14 protein-coding genes, 6 tRNA genes and 3 rRNA genes are annotated in these 16,551 nt (G+C 58.5%); 18 read left to right on the top strand and 5 right to left on the bottom strand.

Features of this window, described 5'->3' with window-relative positions:
* Nucleotides 1–26 precede the first annotated feature (26 nt).
* The 5 genes from paaE to paaA are packed head-to-tail and all read right to left on the bottom strand — an operon-like array spanning nucleotide 27 to nucleotide 3,856.
* Nucleotides 27–1,115 carry a 1,2-phenylacetyl-CoA epoxidase subunit PaaE gene (gene paaE, locus BPHY_RS14580; RefSeq protein ID WP_012402212.1) on the bottom strand — a complete coding sequence of 363 codons (1,089 nt, stop codon included), beginning with the start codon at nucleotides 1,113–1,115 and terminating at the stop codon, nucleotides 27–29.
* 1 nt (nucleotide 1,116) lies between these two features.
* Nucleotides 1,117–1,680, bottom strand: coding sequence for a 1,2-phenylacetyl-CoA epoxidase subunit PaaD (paaD, locus tag BPHY_RS14575; RefSeq protein WP_041764069.1), 564 nt, complete (start codon nucleotides 1,678–1,680; stop codon nucleotides 1,117–1,119).
* Between the two features lie 40 nt (nucleotides 1,681–1,720).
* Nucleotides 1,721–2,524 (bottom strand): 1,2-phenylacetyl-CoA epoxidase subunit PaaC, encoded by an 804-nt coding sequence (gene paaC, locus BPHY_RS14570; protein ID WP_012402210.1) that lies wholly within the window; start codon nucleotides 2,522–2,524, stop codon nucleotides 1,721–1,723.
* 9 nt (nucleotides 2,525–2,533) lie between these two features.
* Entirely contained in the window at nucleotides 2,534–2,818 is a 285-nt protein-coding gene (paaB, locus tag BPHY_RS14565; protein ID WP_012402209.1) for a 1,2-phenylacetyl-CoA epoxidase subunit PaaB, read from the bottom strand.
* A 39-nt stretch (nucleotides 2,819–2,857) separates the two neighbouring features.
* Nucleotides 2,858–3,856, bottom strand: a complete 999-nt coding sequence (paaA, locus tag BPHY_RS14560) for a 1,2-phenylacetyl-CoA epoxidase subunit PaaA (RefSeq protein WP_012402208.1) — start codon at nucleotides 3,854–3,856, stop codon at nucleotides 2,858–2,860.
* Between the two features lie 185 nt (nucleotides 3,857–4,041).
* Between paaA and BPHY_RS14555 the strand changes: the two genes are divergently transcribed.
* The 18 genes from BPHY_RS14555 (at nucleotide 4,042) to rplL (ending at nucleotide 16,395) form a co-directional block, all read left to right on the top strand.
* Nucleotides 4,042–5,316: an SGNH/GDSL hydrolase family protein gene (locus tag BPHY_RS14555; RefSeq protein ID WP_041763626.1), complete on the top strand. Its 1,275-nt coding sequence runs from the start codon at nucleotides 4,042–4,044 to the stop codon at nucleotides 5,314–5,316.
* 78 nt (nucleotides 5,317–5,394) lie between these two features.
* Nucleotides 5,395–5,574, top strand: coding sequence for a hypothetical protein (locus tag BPHY_RS41735; protein WP_157686547.1), 180 nt, complete (start codon nucleotides 5,395–5,397; stop codon nucleotides 5,572–5,574).
* Nucleotides 5,575–5,760: 186 nt separating this feature from the next.
* Nucleotides 5,761–7,291: ribosomal RNA gene (locus tag BPHY_RS14550) — 16S ribosomal RNA — on the top strand.
* A 67-nt stretch (nucleotides 7,292–7,358) separates the two neighbouring features.
* Nucleotides 7,359–7,435 (top strand) — tRNA-Ile (locus BPHY_RS14545).
* A 46-nt stretch (nucleotides 7,436–7,481) separates the two neighbouring features.
* A tRNA-Ala gene (locus BPHY_RS14540) sits at nucleotides 7,482–7,558 on the top strand.
* A gap of 347 nt (nucleotides 7,559–7,905) precedes the next feature.
* A 23S ribosomal RNA gene (locus BPHY_RS14535) occupies nucleotides 7,906–10,787 on the top strand.
* A gap of 137 nt (nucleotides 10,788–10,924) precedes the next feature.
* Nucleotides 10,925–11,038: ribosomal RNA gene (gene rrf / locus BPHY_RS14530) — 5S ribosomal RNA — on the top strand.
* Together the 16S, 23S and 5S rRNA genes with 5 tRNA genes alongside form the textbook arrangement of a ribosomal RNA operon.
* Nucleotides 11,039–11,183: 145 nt before the next feature.
* Nucleotides 11,184–11,269 (top strand) — tRNA-Tyr (locus BPHY_RS14525).
* 45 nt (nucleotides 11,270–11,314) lie between these two features.
* A tRNA-Gly gene (locus BPHY_RS14520) sits at nucleotides 11,315–11,388 on the top strand.
* Between the two features lie 20 nt (nucleotides 11,389–11,408).
* Nucleotides 11,409–11,483 (top strand) — tRNA-Thr (locus tag BPHY_RS14515).
* Nucleotides 11,484–11,547: 64 nt separating this feature from the next.
* The gene (tuf, locus tag BPHY_RS14510) at nucleotides 11,548–12,738 is read left to right on the top strand and encodes an elongation factor Tu (protein WP_012402197.1); all 1,191 of its coding nucleotides are present in this window, start codon (nucleotides 11,548–11,550) and stop codon (nucleotides 12,736–12,738) included.
* A 70-nt stretch (nucleotides 12,739–12,808) separates the two neighbouring features.
* Nucleotides 12,809–12,884, top strand: a tRNA-Trp gene (locus BPHY_RS14505).
* 35 nt (nucleotides 12,885–12,919) lie between these two features.
* Entirely contained in the window at nucleotides 12,920–13,300 is a 381-nt protein-coding gene (gene secE / locus BPHY_RS14500) for a preprotein translocase subunit SecE (RefSeq protein ID WP_012402206.1), read from the top strand.
* 1 nt (nucleotide 13,301) lies between these two features.
* Nucleotides 13,302–13,859 (top strand): transcription termination/antitermination protein NusG, encoded by a 558-nt coding sequence (nusG, locus tag BPHY_RS14495; protein ID WP_007578364.1) that lies wholly within the window; start codon nucleotides 13,302–13,304, stop codon nucleotides 13,857–13,859.
* A gap of 151 nt (nucleotides 13,860–14,010) precedes the next feature.
* On the top strand, nucleotides 14,011–14,442 hold the full coding sequence (rplK, locus tag BPHY_RS14490) for a 50S ribosomal protein L11 (protein ID WP_012402205.1): 432 nt from the start codon (nucleotides 14,011–14,013) through the stop codon (nucleotides 14,440–14,442).
* Nucleotides 14,443–15,141 carry a 50S ribosomal protein L1 gene (gene rplA / locus BPHY_RS14485; protein WP_012402204.1) on the top strand — a complete coding sequence of 233 codons (699 nt, stop codon included), beginning with the start codon at nucleotides 14,443–14,445 and terminating at the stop codon, nucleotides 15,139–15,141. It begins immediately after the preceding gene.
* A gap of 303 nt (nucleotides 15,142–15,444) precedes the next feature.
* Nucleotides 15,445–15,942: a 50S ribosomal protein L10 gene (gene rplJ / locus BPHY_RS14480; RefSeq protein ID WP_012402203.1), complete on the top strand. Its 498-nt coding sequence runs from the start codon at nucleotides 15,445–15,447 to the stop codon at nucleotides 15,940–15,942.
* A gap of 75 nt (nucleotides 15,943–16,017) precedes the next feature.
* On the top strand, nucleotides 16,018–16,395 hold the full coding sequence (gene rplL / locus BPHY_RS14475) for a 50S ribosomal protein L7/L12 (protein WP_012402202.1): 378 nt from the start codon (nucleotides 16,018–16,020) through the stop codon (nucleotides 16,393–16,395).
* Nucleotides 16,396–16,551 lie beyond the last annotated feature (156 nt).

Here is a 16,551-nt window from a genome sequence, read left to right as displayed (position 1 = left end):
CGCATCGCGTGTGCGCCGCGCGGGTGTCAACGTTCGTCGTAGCTGACGACGACCTTGTCGCTGATCGGATGACACTGGCAGGTCAGCACGAAGCCATCCTTGATCTCATGTTCTTCCAGCGTGTAGTTCTTTTCCATCGTCACTTCGCCTTCCAGCACCTTTGCGCGGCACGTGCAGCAGACGCCGCCCTTGCACGCATACGGCAGCGCGAGGCCCGCACGCAGACCGACGTCGAGCACGCTCAAGCCCTGGTACGGCAAGCGCAGCTTGCGCTTCTTGCCGTCAAGCACGATTTCGAGGTCGGCGGTCGGCGTGTCGTCGGTGATTTCCGCGGCGGGCACGCCCGCTTGCGGCAGCGGTGTGCCGAAACGCTCGACGTGCACTTTCTCCTGCGGGACGCCCGCGGCCTTCAATGCGGCTTCGGCGGCATCCATCATCGGCGCCGGGCCGCAAATGAACGCTTCGTCGATCGCCTCGGCAGGGATCAGCGTCTCAAGGAACGACGCGCACTTCGCCTGATCGAGCACGCCATTGAACAGTTCGACGTCCTGGAGATCGTCGGACAGCACGTGATACAGCACGAAACGGTTCATGAACCGGTTCTTCAGGTCTTCGAGTTCCTCGGCGAACATGATCTGATCGACGCTGCGATTGCCGTAAATCAGTGTGAATGTGCTGCGGGGCTCGATTTCGAGCGTCGTCTTCACGATTGCCAGCACGGGCGTGATGCCCGAGCCGCCCGCGAATGCGACGTACTGCTTGCCGTTGTCGGCGTTCAGGTGCGTGAAGAAACGACCGTCGGGCGTCATTACATCGATGGTGTGGCCGGGTTGCAGCGTATCGAACGCGAAGTTCGAGAAGCGGCCGCCGCGCACGCGCTTGATGCCGATGCGGAGTTCGCCGTCACGGTCGTAATCGGTGACGCCAACGCAGATCGAATACGAGCGGCGCGTTTCCTCACCGTCGATGTGCGTCTTCAGCGTGACGAACTGGCCTTGCGTGAAGCGAAACTGCTCGCGCAGTTCGACGGGGACTTCGAAGGCGACGGAGACCGCATCGGCGGTTTCCGGCCGCACTTCCCGGATGCGCAGCGGATGAAATTGCGGGGTGGCCATATCAGTACGGTTTGAAGTAGTCGAAGGGTTCACGGCAGTCGATACAGCGATACAGCGCTTTGCATGCCGTCGAGCCGAATTGCGCGAGGCGTTCGGTGTGTTTGGAGCCGCAACGCGGGCAGGCGGGTGCCGGCAGCGAGCGCGGGACGAAGCGGATCACTTTCTGTTTCGTCCCCGTGTTCGCATCGGGCTCGCTGCTGCCGCAGTTGCCCGTCGGCGGCGCAATGCCGTATGCGCGCAGCTTTTCGCGGGCGTCGTCGGTAATCCAGTCGGTCGTCCAGGCAGGGGCGAGCACGGTTTCGACGCGATACGGCGCGAAACCGGCCGCGTCGAGCGCCATGCCGATGTCTTCGGCAATCTGCGACATCGCCGGGCAGCCCGAGTAGGTCGGCGTGATGACGACTTCGAGCGCGCCATCGGCGGCGCGGCGCACGTCGCGCAGAATGCCCAGTTCGCGGATCGACACGACGGGGATTTCGGGATCGGGCACGGCCTCGAGCACGGCCCACGCCTGTGCGAGCGCCTGGTCCGTTGCTGCCGCTGCCGTTTGAGCGGTCGAAGTCATCGTCGAAGTCATCGTTGAACTCACCTGTTGGATCGACGGATTACCAGCTTGCGCCCGGATGCTGGCGCGCGAGGCTCTGCATCTCGGCGAGCAGGAAGCCCATGTGCTCCGAATGCTCGCCATGCTTGCCCGTCGTAGTGTGTTTGACCGCTTCCGGCAGCGTCAGCGTCGCCTCGTCGAGCGCGGCGCGCACGTCTTCCAGCCACGCGGCTTCGAGATCGGACGTATTCGGGCCGATACCGGCTGCGGCGATCGCTTTTTCCGTCGCGTCGGCGCTGAAGAATTCGCGCGTGTATGGCATCAGATAGTCGAGCGCGGCCTGTGCGCGGCCATGCGATTCGTCCGTACCGTCACCGAAGCGCACCAGCCACTCGCGCGAGTGATGCACGTGATACTGCGTTTCCTTGATCGACTTGGCGGCGATCGCGGCCAGTTGCGCGTCCGATGAACCCGTCAGCGCCGACCACACGTGCAGCATCAGTGTCGAATACAGAAAGTTGCGCACGATCGTGACGGCGTAGTCCTTGTCGGCGTGCGCCGTGCCAGCGAGTGGTCCGACGTGCGGAAGTTCGGCCAGCGTGTAGTTCGCGAATTCACGCTCCGCGCGGAAGAACGCGTAGTCGTCTTCAGTGCGGCTTTTGCCTGTCAGCGTCTTTTCGAGGTCGGCGGCGTGCGTGTACAGCAGACGCGCCTGGCCGATCAGATCCAGGCTCATGTTCGACAGCGCTATGTCTTCTTCGAGAATCGGGCCGTGGCCGCACCATTCGGCGTTGCGCTGTCCGAGGATCAGCGCGGTATCGGCGAGGCGCAGCACGTAGGCGAGGTGTTGGGTCGTGATATCCATGACGCGCGCTTACATGTGGTTGACTTCGTCGGGCAGCTGATAGAACGTCGGGTGGCGGTAGATCTTGTCGCCAGCCGGTTCGAAAAGCTCGGCCTTTTCGTCGGGCGCCGATGCCGTGATCGCCGACGACGGCACCACCCAGATGCTCACGCCTTCCTGGCGGCGCGTGTAGACATCGCGCGCCATGCGCAGCGCCATCGACGCGTCTGCCGCGTGCAGGCTCCCGCAATGTTTGTGGTCGAGTCCCTGCTTGCTCCGCACGAAGACTTCCCAGATCGGCCATTCCTTGTTCATCTCAATCTCCTTCCAGTCTTTCTCGATTCGGGGCGCCGTTCAGGCGGCGTGTTGCTGCGCGCGCTGGCGCTGTTTCCCGGCGTGCGCGAGGGCGGCTTCCCGTACCCAGGCGCCGTCGTTGTGCGCCTTGACGCGCGTCGCGAGGCGCTCCTTGTTGCACGGGCCGTCACCGTTGACCACGCGCCAGAATTCGTCCCAGTCGAGGTCGCTGTAGTCGTAGTGGCCGCGGTCTTCGTTCCACTTCAGATTGACGTCGGGCAGCGTGACGCCCAGCACCTTCGCCTGCTCGACGGTTGCGTCGACAAATTTCTGACGGAGATCGTCGTTCGTGATGCGCTTGATGCCCCACTTCGCCGACTGATTACTGTGGACGGAATCCTTGTCGCTCGGGCCAAACATCATCAGCACCGGATACCACCAGCGGTTGACTGCCTGCTGGACCAGTTCGCGCTGGGCATCGGTGCCCTTCATCATCGCGATCAGCGCGTCGAAGCCCTGACGCTGATGAAACGACTCTTCCTTGCAGATGCGGATCATCGCGCGGGCATACGGACCGTACGTGCAGCGGCACAGCGGAATCTGGTTCATGATGGCCGCGCCGTCGACCAGCCAGCCGATCACGCCGACGTCCGCCCAGGTCGGCGTCGGGTAATTGAAGATGCTCGAGTACTTCGCCTTGCCCGCGTGCAGCGCGTCGATCATCTGGTCGCGCGACACGCCGAGCGTTTCGGCCGCGCTATATAGATAGAGGCCGTGACCGCCTTCGTCCTGTACCTTCGCGAGCAGGATCGCCTTGCGCTTCAGGCTCGGCGCGCGCGTGATCCAGTTGCCTTCCGGCAGCATGCCGACGATTTCCGAATGCGCGTGCTGTGAAATCTGGCGGATCAGCGTCTTGCGGTAGGCGTCGGGCATCCAGTCTTGCGGTTCGATCTTGCCGTCGGCGGCCATGACTTCGTCGAAACGGGCCTGCTCGGGCGAGCTGGCAGCCGCGTCGAGCGGCGCCACATTGCCGGGAATGTCGAGGGATTGCGTGTACATGTCGAACGCTCTCGTCACGAGTTGGTGTGTGTCCGGCAGTATAAACCAACCGTCCGGTCGGTTAATAAATTTTTAGAGATGGATAGATAGGGGTTTGCACTATGCAATCGTGCACAATAAGCGACTTATGTATGGCTTCGTTTTCCGGCCTGCTTTTCCCTCATTACATTCACCCGTCAGTCGCAATGCCCAATCGTTCTCTGGCCGTCGCGTGCGGCGCGGTCCTGTCGACCGTTTTGCTCGTTTCCAATTCCGTCTTCGCGGCCGATAGTGCGTCGCCGTGGGTCACCGCCTGGGCGACAGCGCTCCAGCCAATCCCCGACATCGCCAATCCGCCGCCGCTGTACCGAGCCCCTGACGTCGCGGGACGCACTGTCCGACAGATCGTATATCCGACGCTGTCGGGGGAAGTTGCGCGTCTCCACATTAGTAATGCGTACGGCAAGATGCCGCTCGTGATCGAGGATTTGCGAATTGCGCGCGCTGGCGTGGACGCGGGCGCGGCGGTGCAGGGCGCCACGGAAATGAGGGCGACGTTCGGCGGAAAGGCGGCAGTCAGTGTGCCGCCCGGCGGCGAAGCGGACAGCGATCCAGTGCGCATGAGCATTTCGGCGGGAGCGCCTTACGCAATCAGCAGTTATATGGGGCGCGAGCAGAAGATGGTCGCGTGGCATCGAGTGTCGAGCCAGGTCAACTATGTGTCGGCGCCCGGTAACCACGCCAAAGATGCATCGGCCGACGCGTTTCGTCAGCGTTTCACGCAGTTCGCCTGGGTGACGGGGTTGCAGGTCGAGGCGCCGGCGTCGTCTACGATCGCGGCGATCGGTGATTCAATCACCGACGGGATGCGCTCCAGTTTGAACGAGAATCGACGCTGGCCGGACGCGCTGGCGCGCCGGGTGGTTCTGAGCGGCGACAGGTCGGTGGCCGTCGTCAATCTGGGGATCAGCGGAAACCGGCTGCTGAGCGACTCGCCCTGCTACGGCGATGCGCTGGTGACGCGCTTCGGGCGAGACGTGGTGGCGCAAACGGGAGTGAAGGCGGTGATCCTGCTCATTGGGATCAACGACATCAACTTCGCGGCGATGCCGCCTCACGGCGGGTTGGATTGCGATGCCCCGCATACTCAGGTGACGTCCGACAGCATGATCGCGGGTTACAAGCGCGTGATCATGGCCGCGCACGCTCGAGGGCTGCGCATTTTCGGTGCTACGTTGACGCCCGCGGCGCTGCCTCCCGGGCGCGAGGCGGTCCGCAATGAGGTGAATCAATGGATCCGGACCAGCCGGGCATTCGACGGCGTAGTGGATTTCGACGCCGCGTTGCGCGAGCCGTCCGAGCCCACGCGTCTGAAGCGCGCATTCGATAGCGGCGATCATATTCATCCCAGCGACACCGGGTATGCAGCGATGGCGGACGCGATTCCCTTGCAGGCAGTGGTGGCTGCAGCGAGGAAGTGACCCCGATAAAAATCTGCGTCACACCCTTGTCATGAGGCGCGGGATGGCCTAACATTCGCGTCCTCGTTCGGGAGCGCGGTGTTCTGCGCGATGGAGCGGGGCCGCGACAGAAACGGCGCGGTGTGGAGTCAGCAGGTTTTTCAGGCGATGCTAAAAAAACCGGTTGACGAAACGAAAAAGGTTCTTCATAATCTCGTTTCTCTGCTGCTGACGCAGCAACGCGGTGAAAGCAAGGCGCTTCCTGCGAATGTTCTTTAAAAACTAACAGCCGATAAGTGTGGGTGCTCGATGGCGAGCGCGCGGTGATCTTCGGATTGCCGCAATAGCGAAAGTAATCGAGTCTCACACGAAGAAATTGAGGAAGGTTTGAGCAATCAGATCTTTCGTCAGTGATTTTGAGTGAGCGACCGGGTTCGAGAGAGCCCGAAAAACAGTAACAGGTTTGAACTGAAGAGTTTGATCCTGGCTCAGATTGAACGCTGGCGGCATGCCTTACACATGCAAGTCGGACGGCAGCGCGGGCTTCGGCCTGGCGGCGAGTGGCGAACGGGTGAGTAATACATCGGAACGTGTCCTGGAGTGGGGGATAGCCCGGCGAAAGCCGGATTAATACCGCATACGCTCTGAGGAGGAAAGCGGGGGATCTTCGGACCTCGCGCTCAAGGGGCGGCCGATGGCAGATTAGCTAGTTGGTGGGGTAAAGGCCTACCAAGGCGACGATCTGTAGCTGGTCTGAGAGGACGACCAGCCACACTGGGACTGAGACACGGCCCAGACTCCTACGGGAGGCAGCAGTGGGGAATTTTGGACAATGGGGGCAACCCTGATCCAGCAATGCCGCGTGTGTGAAGAAGGCCTTCGGGTTGTAAAGCACTTTTGTCCGGAAAGAAAACTTCGCCGCCAATACCGGTGGAGGATGACGGTACCGGAAGAATAAGCACCGGCTAACTACGTGCCAGCAGCCGCGGTAATACGTAGGGTGCGAGCGTTAATCGGAATTACTGGGCGTAAAGCGTGCGCAGGCGGTTCGCTAAGACCGATGTGAAATCCCCGGGCTTAACCTGGGAACTGCATTGGTGACTGGCGGGCTAGAGTATGGCAGAGGGGGGTAGAATTCCACGTGTAGCAGTGAAATGCGTAGAGATGTGGAGGAATACCGATGGCGAAGGCAGCCCCCTGGGCCAATACTGACGCTCATGCACGAAAGCGTGGGGAGCAAACAGGATTAGATACCCTGGTAGTCCACGCCCTAAACGATGTCAACTAGTTGTCGGGTCTTCATTGACTTGGTAACGTAGCTAACGCGTGAAGTTGACCGCCTGGGGAGTACGGTCGCAAGATTAAAACTCAAAGGAATTGACGGGGACCCGCACAAGCGGTGGATGATGTGGATTAATTCGATGCAACGCGAAAAACCTTACCTACCCTTGACATGTACGGAACCTTGCCGAGAGGTGAGGGTGCCCGAAAGGGAGCCGTAACACAGGTGCTGCATGGCTGTCGTCAGCTCGTGTCGTGAGATGTTGGGTTAAGTCCCGCAACGAGCGCAACCCTTGTCCCTAGTTGCTACGCAAGAGCACTCTAGGGAGACTGCCGGTGACAAACCGGAGGAAGGTGGGGATGACGTCAAGTCCTCATGGCCCTTATGGGTAGGGCTTCACACGTCATACAATGGTCGGAACAGAGGGTTGCCAAGCCGCGAGGCGGAGCCAATCCCAGAAAACCGATCGTAGTCCGGATCGCAGTCTGCAACTCGACTGCGTGAAGCTGGAATCGCTAGTAATCGCGGATCAGCATGCCGCGGTGAATACGTTCCCGGGTCTTGTACACACCGCCCGTCACACCATGGGAGTGGGTTTTACCAGAAGTGGCTAGTCTAACCGCAAGGAGGACGGTCACCACGGTAGGATTCATGACTGGGGTGAAGTCGTAACAAGGTAGCCGTATCGGAAGGTGCGGCTGGATCACCTCCTTTCCAGAGCTTCGCGTTCACAAGTTGAGCGCTCACACTTGTCGGCTGTTGTTTGAAGACAGGCTTTGAGGGGTCTGTAGCTCAGTCGGTTAGAGCACCGTCTTGATAAGGCGGGGGTCGTTGGTTCGAATCCAACCAGACCCACCACGTTGTCTGCGGTGTGACGAGTGAAACCTCAAGGTGCGGTATCTGCGGGGGATTAGCTCAGCTGGGAGAGCACCTGCTTTGCAAGCAGGGGGGTCGTCGGTTCGATCCCGTCATCCTCCACCAGTTTCCAATGCCTAGTGTCCGGTCCGGAAGGGGGCCGCGCGTTATGCATTGGCAATTGAGCCAGTCAGACTGGATGCGCGCAAGCGCATATCGGCTGTCGTTCTTTAACAATCAGGAAGAAGTAGTAAAGAGATTCGCGAAAGCGTGCTTAGAGATGGGCGCGCGAGTAGGCGAATCAGGGTTGTGATTGTATCGAAAGTATTTAAGGGTTGTCGAAAGACAGCCTTGGAATACGGCACAACACGCAGTGTGTGGGCTCCCCGATAAGTGCTGAGGCACGAACGTGGACCGACACGCGAAAACTCAACCTGTAGCGGATGTTATCGAAAGAGACATACCCGTTATAGGGTCAAGCGAACAAGTGCATGTGGTGGATGCCTTGGCGATCACAGGCGATGAAGGACGCGGTAGCCTGCGAAAAGCGGTGGGGAGCTGGCAAACGAGCTTTGATCCACCGATATCCGAATGGGGAAACCCGGCCCGTATGGGTCACCCGCAACTGAATCCATAGGTTGCGTGGAGCGAACGCGGTGAACTGAAACATCTAAGTAACCGCAGGAAAAGAAATCAACCGAGATTCCCAAAGTAGTGGCGAGCGAAATGGGACCAGCCTGTACTCTTTATCTTCGTTGTTAGCCGAACGCTCTGGAAAGTGCGGCCATAGTGGGTGATAGCCCCGTAGGCGAAAACAGCGAGGAAGAACTGGGTGTACGACAAGTAGGGCGGGACACGTGAAATCCTGTCTGAAGATGGGGGGACCATCCTCCAAGGCTAAATACTCGTGATCGACCGATAGTGAACCAGTACCGTGAGGGAAAGGCGAAAAGAACCCCGGGAGGGGAGTGAAACAGATCCTGAAACCGCATGCATACAAACAGTCGGAGCCTCGCAAGGGGTGACGGCGTACCTTTTGTATAATGGGTCAGCGACTTACATTCAGTGGCGAGCTTAACCGATTAGGGCAGGCGTAGCGAAAGCGAGTCCGAACAGGGCGAATCAGTCGCTGGGTGTAGACCCGAAACCAGGTGATCTATCCATGGCCAGGATGAAGGTGCGGTAACACGTACTGGAGGTCCGAACCCACTAACGTTGAAAAGTTAGGGGATGAGCTGTGGATAGGGGTGAAAGGCTAAACAAACCTGGAAATAGCTGGTTCTCTCCGAAAACTATTTAGGTAGTGCCTCGTGTATCACCTTCGGGGGTAGAGCACTGTCATGGTTGAGGGGTCCATTGCGGATTACCTCGCCATAGCAAACTCCGAATACCGAAGAGTGCAATCACGGGAGACAGACATCGGGTGCTAACGTCCGGTGTCAAGAGGGAAACAACCCAGACCGCCAGCTAAGGTCCCCAAATATGGCTAAGTGGGAAACGAAGTGGGAAGGCTAAAACAGTCAGGAGGTTGGCTTAGAAGCAGCCACCCTTTAAAGAAAGCGTAATAGCTCACTGATCGAGTCGTCCTGCGCGGAAGATGTAACGGGGCTAAGCCATATACCGAAGCTGCGGATGCGTGCTTTGCACGCATGGTAGGAGAGCGTTCCGTAAGCCTGCGAAGGTGCACTGGAAAGTGTGCTGGAGGTATCGGAAGTGCGAATGCTGACATGAGTAGCGATAAAGGGGGTGAAAGGCCCCCTCGCCGTAAGCCCAAGGTTTCCTACGCAACGTTCATCGGCGTAGGGTGAGTCGGCCCCTAAGGCGAGGCAGAAATGCGTAGCTGATGGGAAGCAGGTCAATATTCCTGCACCAGTGTGAAATGCGATGGGGGGACGGATCGCGGAAGGTTGTCCGGGTGTTGGAAGTCCCGGTCGCTGCGTTGGAGAAGGTGCTCTGGCAAATCCGGGCACGGGATTCAAGGGCGTGGCGCGAGTCGCTTAGGCGACGAAGCAATCGGAAGGGGTTCCAGGAAAAGCCTCTAAGCTTCAGTTTCACATTGACCGTACCGCAAACCGACACAGGTGGGCGAGATGAGTATTCTAAGGCGCTTGAGAGAACTCGGGAGAAGGAACTCGGCAAATTGGTACCGTAACTTCGGGATAAGGTACGCCCCTGTAGCTTGATGCGCCTGCGCGCAGAGGGTGAAGGGGTTGCAATAAACTGGTGGCTGCGACTGTTTAATAAAAACACAGCACTCTGCAAACACGAAAGTGGACGTATAGGGTGTGACGCCTGCCCGGTGCCGGAAGATTAAATGATGGGGTGCAAGCTCTTGATTGAAGTCCCGGTAAACGGCGGCCGTAACTATAACGGTCCTAAGGTAGCGAAATTCCTTGTCGGGTAAGTTCCGACCTGCACGAATGGCGTAACGATGGCCACACTGTCTCCTCCCGAGACTCAGCGAAGTTGAAGTGTTTGTGATGATGCAATCTCCCCGCGGCTAGACGGAAAGACCCCATGAACCTTTACTGTAGCTTTGCATTGGACTTTGAACCGATCTGTGTAGGATAGGTGGGAGGCTATGAAGCGTGAACGCCAGTTTGCGTGGAGCCGTCCTTGAAATACCACCCTGGTTTGTTTGAGGTTCTAACCTTGGCCCGTGATCCGGGTCGGGGACAGTGCATGGTGGGCAGTTTGACTGGGGCGGTCTCCTCCCAAAGTGTAACGGAGGAGTACGAAGGTACGCTAGGTACGGTCGGAAATCGTGCTGATAGTGCAATGGCATAAGCGTGCTTAACTGCGAGACCGACAAGTCGAGCAGGTGCGAAAGCAGGTCATAGTGATCCGGTGGTTCTGTATGGAAGGGCCATCGCTCAACGGATAAAAGGTACTCTGGGGATAACAGGCTGATACCGCCCAAGAGTTCATATCGACGGCGGTGTTTGGCACCTCGATGTCGGCTCATCTCATCCTGGGGCTGTAGCCGGTCCCAAGGGTATGGCTGTTCGCCATTTAAAGAGGTACGTGAGCTGGGTTTAAAACGTCGTGAGACAGTTTGGTCCCTATCTGCCGTGGGCGCTGGATATTTGAAGGGGGCTGCTCCTAGTACGAGAGGACCGGAGTGGACGAACCTCTGGTGTACCGGTTGTCACGCCAGTGGCATCGCCGGGTAGCTATGTTCGGAAGAGATAACCGCTGAAAGCATCTAAGCGGGAAACTCGCCTTAAGATGAGATATCCCCGGGGCTTCGAGCCCCTTGAAGGGTCGTTCAAGACCAGGACGTTGATAGGTCAGGTGTGGAAGCGCAGTAATGCGTTAAGCTAACTGATACTAATTGCCCGTAAGGCTTGATCCTATAACAGGTCTGTCTCGGTACCACACAGGTTGAGACAACAGCGTTGTGCCCGCAACACGACACAACACAACCCCCCTCTTTACGCTTCTTCCAGATTGGCTGTGGCGCACCGCGATGCGACGCAGCAACCCGTCATGCCTGATGACCATAGCGAGTCGGTCCCACCCCTTCCCATCCCGAACAGGACCGTGAAACGACTCCACGCCGATGATAGTGCGGATTGCCCGTGTGAAAGTAGGTAATCGTCAGGCTCCTTACCCATCACCAAGACCCCGCCCTCAAAAGCGGGGTCTTGGCGTTTATAGTTATCACTATAAGTGAGAGCCTATGGGTTCGGAGCGGTCAAGAAACTCTTGACAAGAGTTAATCGCTCCCCCATAATCATCAGTTCTCTGCGGAGGGGTGCCCGAGTGGCTAAAGGGGGCAGACTGTAAATCTGTTGGCTTACGCCTACGTTGGTTCGAATCCAACCTCCTCCACCAGATTTCAAAAGCTGTATAGCAGTTGTCGGGAATCGGTAGATCCTTGCGGGTGTAGCTCAATGGTAGAGCAGAAGCCTTCCAAGCTTACGACGAGGGTTCGATTCCCTTCACCCGCTCCAGCAATCAAGGTAGATGTAGCGCCCATGTGGCTCAGTGGTAGAGCACTCCCTTGGTAAGGGAGAGGTCGGCAGTTCGATCCTGCCCATGGGCACCAGCTGGTACCAAGTGATTGTTTGCGCTCGGCGCAACGTACGGAAAAATCCTCTTAGGAGTCGAAAATGGCCAAAGGTAAGTTTGAGCGGACCAAGCCGCACGTGAACGTCGGCACGATCGGTCACGTTGACCACGGCAAGACCACGCTGACGGCAGCGATCACGACGGTGCTGACCGCGAAGTTCGGCGGCGAAGCAAAGGCCTACGACCAGATCGACGCGGCACCGGAAGAAAAGGCACGCGGCATCACGATCAACACGGCGCACGTCGAGTACGAAACGGCTAACCGCCACTACGCACACGTCGACTGCCCGGGCCACGCTGACTATGTGAAGAACATGATCACGGGCGCAGCGCAGATGGACGGCGCGATCCTGGTGTGCTCGGCCGCTGACGGCCCGATGCCGCAAACGCGTGAGCACATCCTGCTGGCGCGTCAGGTTGGCGTTCCGTACATCATCGTGTTCCTGAACAAGTGCGACATGGTCGACGACGCGGAGCTGCTCGAGCTGGTCGAGATGGAAGTGCGCGAACTGCTGTCGAAGTACGACTTCCCGGGCGACGACACGCCGATCATCAAGGGTTCGGCGAAGCTGGCGCTGGAAGGCGACAAGGGCGAGCTGGGCGAAGTGGCGATCATGAATCTGGCCGACGCGCTGGACACGTACATCCCGACGCCGGAGCGCGCAGTTGATGGCGCATTCCTGATGCCGGTGGAAGACGTGTTCTCGATCTCGGGTCGTGGCACGGTGGTGACGGGCCGCGTCGAGCGCGGCGTCATCAAGGTCGGCGAAGAAATCGAAATCGTCGGTATCAAGCCGACGGTGAAGACGACGTGCACGGGCGTGGAAATGTTCCGCAAGCTGCTCGACCAGGGCCAGGCAGGCGACAACGTCGGTATCCTGCTGCGCGGCACGAAGCGTGAAGACGTGGAGCGTGGCCAGGTTCTGGCGAAGCCGGGTTCGATCACGCCGCACACGCACTTCACGGCTGAAGTGTACGTGCTGAGCAAGGACGAAGGCGGTCGTCACACGCCGTTCTTCAACAACTACCGTCCGCAGTTCTACTTCCGTACGACGGACGTGACGGGCTCGATCGAGCTGCCGAAGGACAAGGAAATGGTCATGCCGGGCGACAACGTGTCGATCACGGTGAAGCTGATCGCTCCGATCGCGATGGAAGAAGGTCTGCGCTTCGCCATCCGCGAAGGTGGCCGTACCGTCGGCGCAGGTGTCGTCGCCAAGATCATCGAGTAAGTTGTTGCCAGTCTCGTTGATCGACTAAGTGGTTTCGGGGTTGGCGATGCCGCCAATCCCAAAATGGTTTAGGGGTATAGCTCAACTGGCAGAGCGTCGGTCTCCAAAACCGAAGGTTGGGGGTTCGATTCCCTCTGCCCCTGCCAATTCTCGCGCCGCTTGTGGCGCTCGTTAAGGTGTTATGGCGAATCCTTCCGTCGAAACTGTTAATACTTCCAGCGACAAGTTGATGCTCGTTGCGGGCGTATTGTTGGTCTTGGCCGGGTTCGTGGGGTTCTTCTGGCTGAATGGCCAAGAGTGGTACGTCCGCGGAGCAGCTCTCGCTGTCGGACTGATCGCGGGCGTCGCAGTCGGTCTTCTCTCAGCGCCCGGCAAGGGTTTTATCGCGTTCGCTAAAGATTCGTACAAGGAAGTTCGCAAGGTTGTTTGGCCGACCCGCAAGGAAGCCAGTCAAACGACTCTGGTGGTCTTCGGCTTTGTGTTGATCATGGCGGTGTTCCTCTGGATTTGCGACAAATCCATCGAGTGGGCGATTTTCTCGGCGATTCTGGGTTGGAAATGATATGAGTGATATTCCGGCATCTCCGAGCGGAAAACGTTGGTATGTGGTGCACGCCTACTCCGGTATGGAGAAGAGCGTGCAACGTGCGCTTCAGGAGCGCATCGAGCGTGCCGGCATGCAGGACAAGTTCGGTCAGATTCTCGTTCCGACTGAAGAAGTGGTGGAAGTGAAGGGCGGTCACAAGTCGGTGACTGAGCGTCGTTTCTTCCCGGGCTATGTGCTCGTCGAAATGGAAATGACGGATGAAACGTGGCACCTCGTGAAAAACACGGCCAAGGTCACGGGTTTCGTGGGGGGCGCGCGAAATCGTCCGAGCCCGATTTCCCCGCGGGAAGTCGAAAAGATCATGTCGCAGATGCAGGAAGGCGTCGAGAAGCCACGCCCGAAGACCCTATTCGAAGTGGGCGAAATGGTGCGCGTAAAGGATGGCCCGTTCACGGACTTCAACGGCAGCGTCGAAGAAGTGAACTACGAAAAGTCGCGTGTCCGTGTGTCTGTGACGATTTTTGGTCGCGCGACCCCGGTCGAGTTGGAATTTGGCCAGGTCGAGAAGCTTTAAATTGGGTTTTTGCGGATCGCGCCAGACGGCGCGATTCGTCTTTCGCGCTTACGGTCCGCGTCATGGCCGTTGAGGAGCGTCGGTAGTCGGGGGTCGACGAAGGCGCGCTACTACTCACCGAACGCAATTGCGTTCCGAAGAGGTTTTTAACATGGCAAAGAAAATCATCGGCTTTATCAAGCTGCAGATTCCTGCAGGTAAAGCCAATCCGTCGCCGCCGGTTGGTCCGGCACTGGGTCAACGCGGCCTGAACATCATGGAGTTCTGCAAAGCGTTCAACGCGCAGACTCAGGCATTGGAGCCGGGTCTACCCATTCCGGTCGTCATCACGGCTTTCGCGGACAAGAGCTTCACGTTTGTCCTGAAGACGCCGCCGGCGACCGTGCTGATCAAGAAGGCAGCCAAGATCGACAAGGGTTCGAGCAAGCCGCATACCGACAAGGTCGGCAAGATCACGCGTGCTCAAGCTGAAGAAATCGCCAAGACCAAGATGCCAGACCTCACGGCAGCTGATCTGGACGCAGCGGTCCGTACGATTGCTGGTAGCGCCCGCTCGATGGGCATCACCGTGGAGGGCGTGTAAATGGCTAAGCTTTCGAAGCGTCTGCAAGCATTTGCAAGCAAGGTCGATCGTCAGAAGCTGTATGCGATCGAAGAAGCCCTGTCGCTCGTGAAGGAATGCGCAAGCGCAAAGTTCGACGAGTCGATCGACGTTGCTGTGCAACTCGGCATCGACGCGAAGAAGTCGGATCAAGTGGTTCGTGGCTCCGTCGTTCTGCCGGCAGGTACGGGCAAGTCGGTTCGCGTTGCTGTGTTTGCGCAAGGCGAAAAGGCCGAACAGGCTCGTGCAGCTGGCGCGGAAATCGTCGGTATGGAAGACCTGGCTGAGCAAGTCAAGGCAGGTAACCTGAACTTCGACGTCGTAATCGCGTCGCCGGACACGATGCGTGTCGTCGGTACGCTCGGTCAGATCCTCGGCCCGCGTGGCCTGATGCCGAACCCGAAAGTCGGCACGGTTACGCCGGACGTTGCTACCGCAGTCAAGAACGCAAAGGCTGGTCAGGTCCAGTTCCGTGTCGACAAGGCAGGTATCATCCACGCAACGATCGGCCGCGCATCGTTCGAGCCGACGGCTCTGCGTTCGAACCTGAACGCGCTGGTCGAAGCGCTGCAAAAGGCGAAGCCGGCAACGAGCAAGGGCGTGTACCTGCGTAAGATCGCACTGTCGAGCACGATGGGTGTGGGCGTGCGTGTCGATCAGGCAACGCTCGCAGCACAGTAAAGGTTGTAACTGCCTCGATCAAAAAGTCGGGGCGGATTTAAGGGCTTTGGGCGGTCGCACGATTGCAGTCCGAATCGAGCGACCGGTTGTCAAAGACCGTTGGTGGGAACGCAGCAGTCAGGTGTTGCCTTAATTCAAGCCAACGCAGATGGCGAACCCGAAAAGGTTTTGAAGTGATGAAACCGTTTGATGCCTGCCGCGATGCGGACCTCGAATGGTCGAAATACTCCTGACTGGTCGGACGCCGTTGTTGAACGCGGCGCACGAAGCGAATGCCGAGTGCGTCGAATCTGGAGGTTAACCGTGCCACTGAACAAAGAAAGCAAGCAGGCCGTCGTAGCTGAGGTTTCCGCGCAAGTCGCGAAAGCTCAGACCGTGGTTCTGGCTGAGTATCGTGGGATCACGGTTGGCGATCTGACCAAGCTGCGCGCGAAAGCGCGTGAGCAACAGGTGTATCTGCGCGTGTTGAAGAACACGTTGGCGCGTCGCGCTGTTGAAGGTACCCCGTTTGCTCCGCTGGCTGAGCAGATGACCGGTCCGTTGATCTACGGCATCTCGGAAGATGCAATTGCTGCTGCTAAGGTTGTCAACGACTTCAGCAAAAGCAATGACAAGTTGATCATCAAGGCTGGTTCCTACGAAGGCAAGGTGATGGACAAGGCAGGCGTGCAAGCGCTGGCCAACATCCCGAGCCGCGAAGAACTGCTCTCCAAGCTGTTGTTCGTCATGCAAGCGCCTGTTTCTGGCTTTGCGCGCGCTCTGGCCGCGCTGGCAGAAAAGAAGCAAGGCGAAGCTGCGTAAGCAGTGCATCGACGCACTTCAGTCGGGCGTAATTGATCGCTGGCTGTATCCGAATTCAATTTAGGAGTATTTCAAATGGCAATCGCAAAAGAAGACATCCTCGAAGCCGTAGGCGCGATGTCGGTTCTGGAACTGAACGAGCTGGTTAAGGCGTTCGAAGAAAAGTTTGGCGTGTCGGCTGCTGCTGTTGCAGTTGCTGGCCCCGCAGGCGCAGGCGGCGGCGCTGCCGCAGCTGAAGAGCAAACCGAATTCACGGTTATCCTGTCGGAAGCAGGCGCAAATAAGGTTTCCGTGATTAAGGCGGTTCGTGAACTGACGGGCCTGGGCCTGAAGGAAGCGAAGGACCTGGTCGACGGTGCACCGAAGCCCGTCAAGGAAGCGGTACCGAAGGCTGCAGCTGAAGAAGCCAAGAAGAAGCTGGAAGAAGCCGGCGCGAAGGCTGAAATCAAGTAAGTTTCAGCGCGCTGTGCGAAGGCTGGCGGTTTTCACACCGCCGGCCTTTTTGTGCTTTGTGGGGACGACGTTTTCGCTTGGTTTCATCGGCAAAAATGTCCGGCTAGAAGCCAAAGAAAATCGCCGTTCGGCAAGTTCGACTGGCGTTTCTCTTTG

The organism is Paraburkholderia phymatum STM815, from assembly GCF_000020045.1.
Classification (GTDB): Bacteria; Pseudomonadota; Gammaproteobacteria; order Burkholderiales; family Burkholderiaceae; genus Paraburkholderia; species Paraburkholderia phymatum.
The sequence above is the reverse complement of the archived record's forward strand: the minus strand, read 5'-3'. Positions and strand labels throughout refer to the sequence as shown.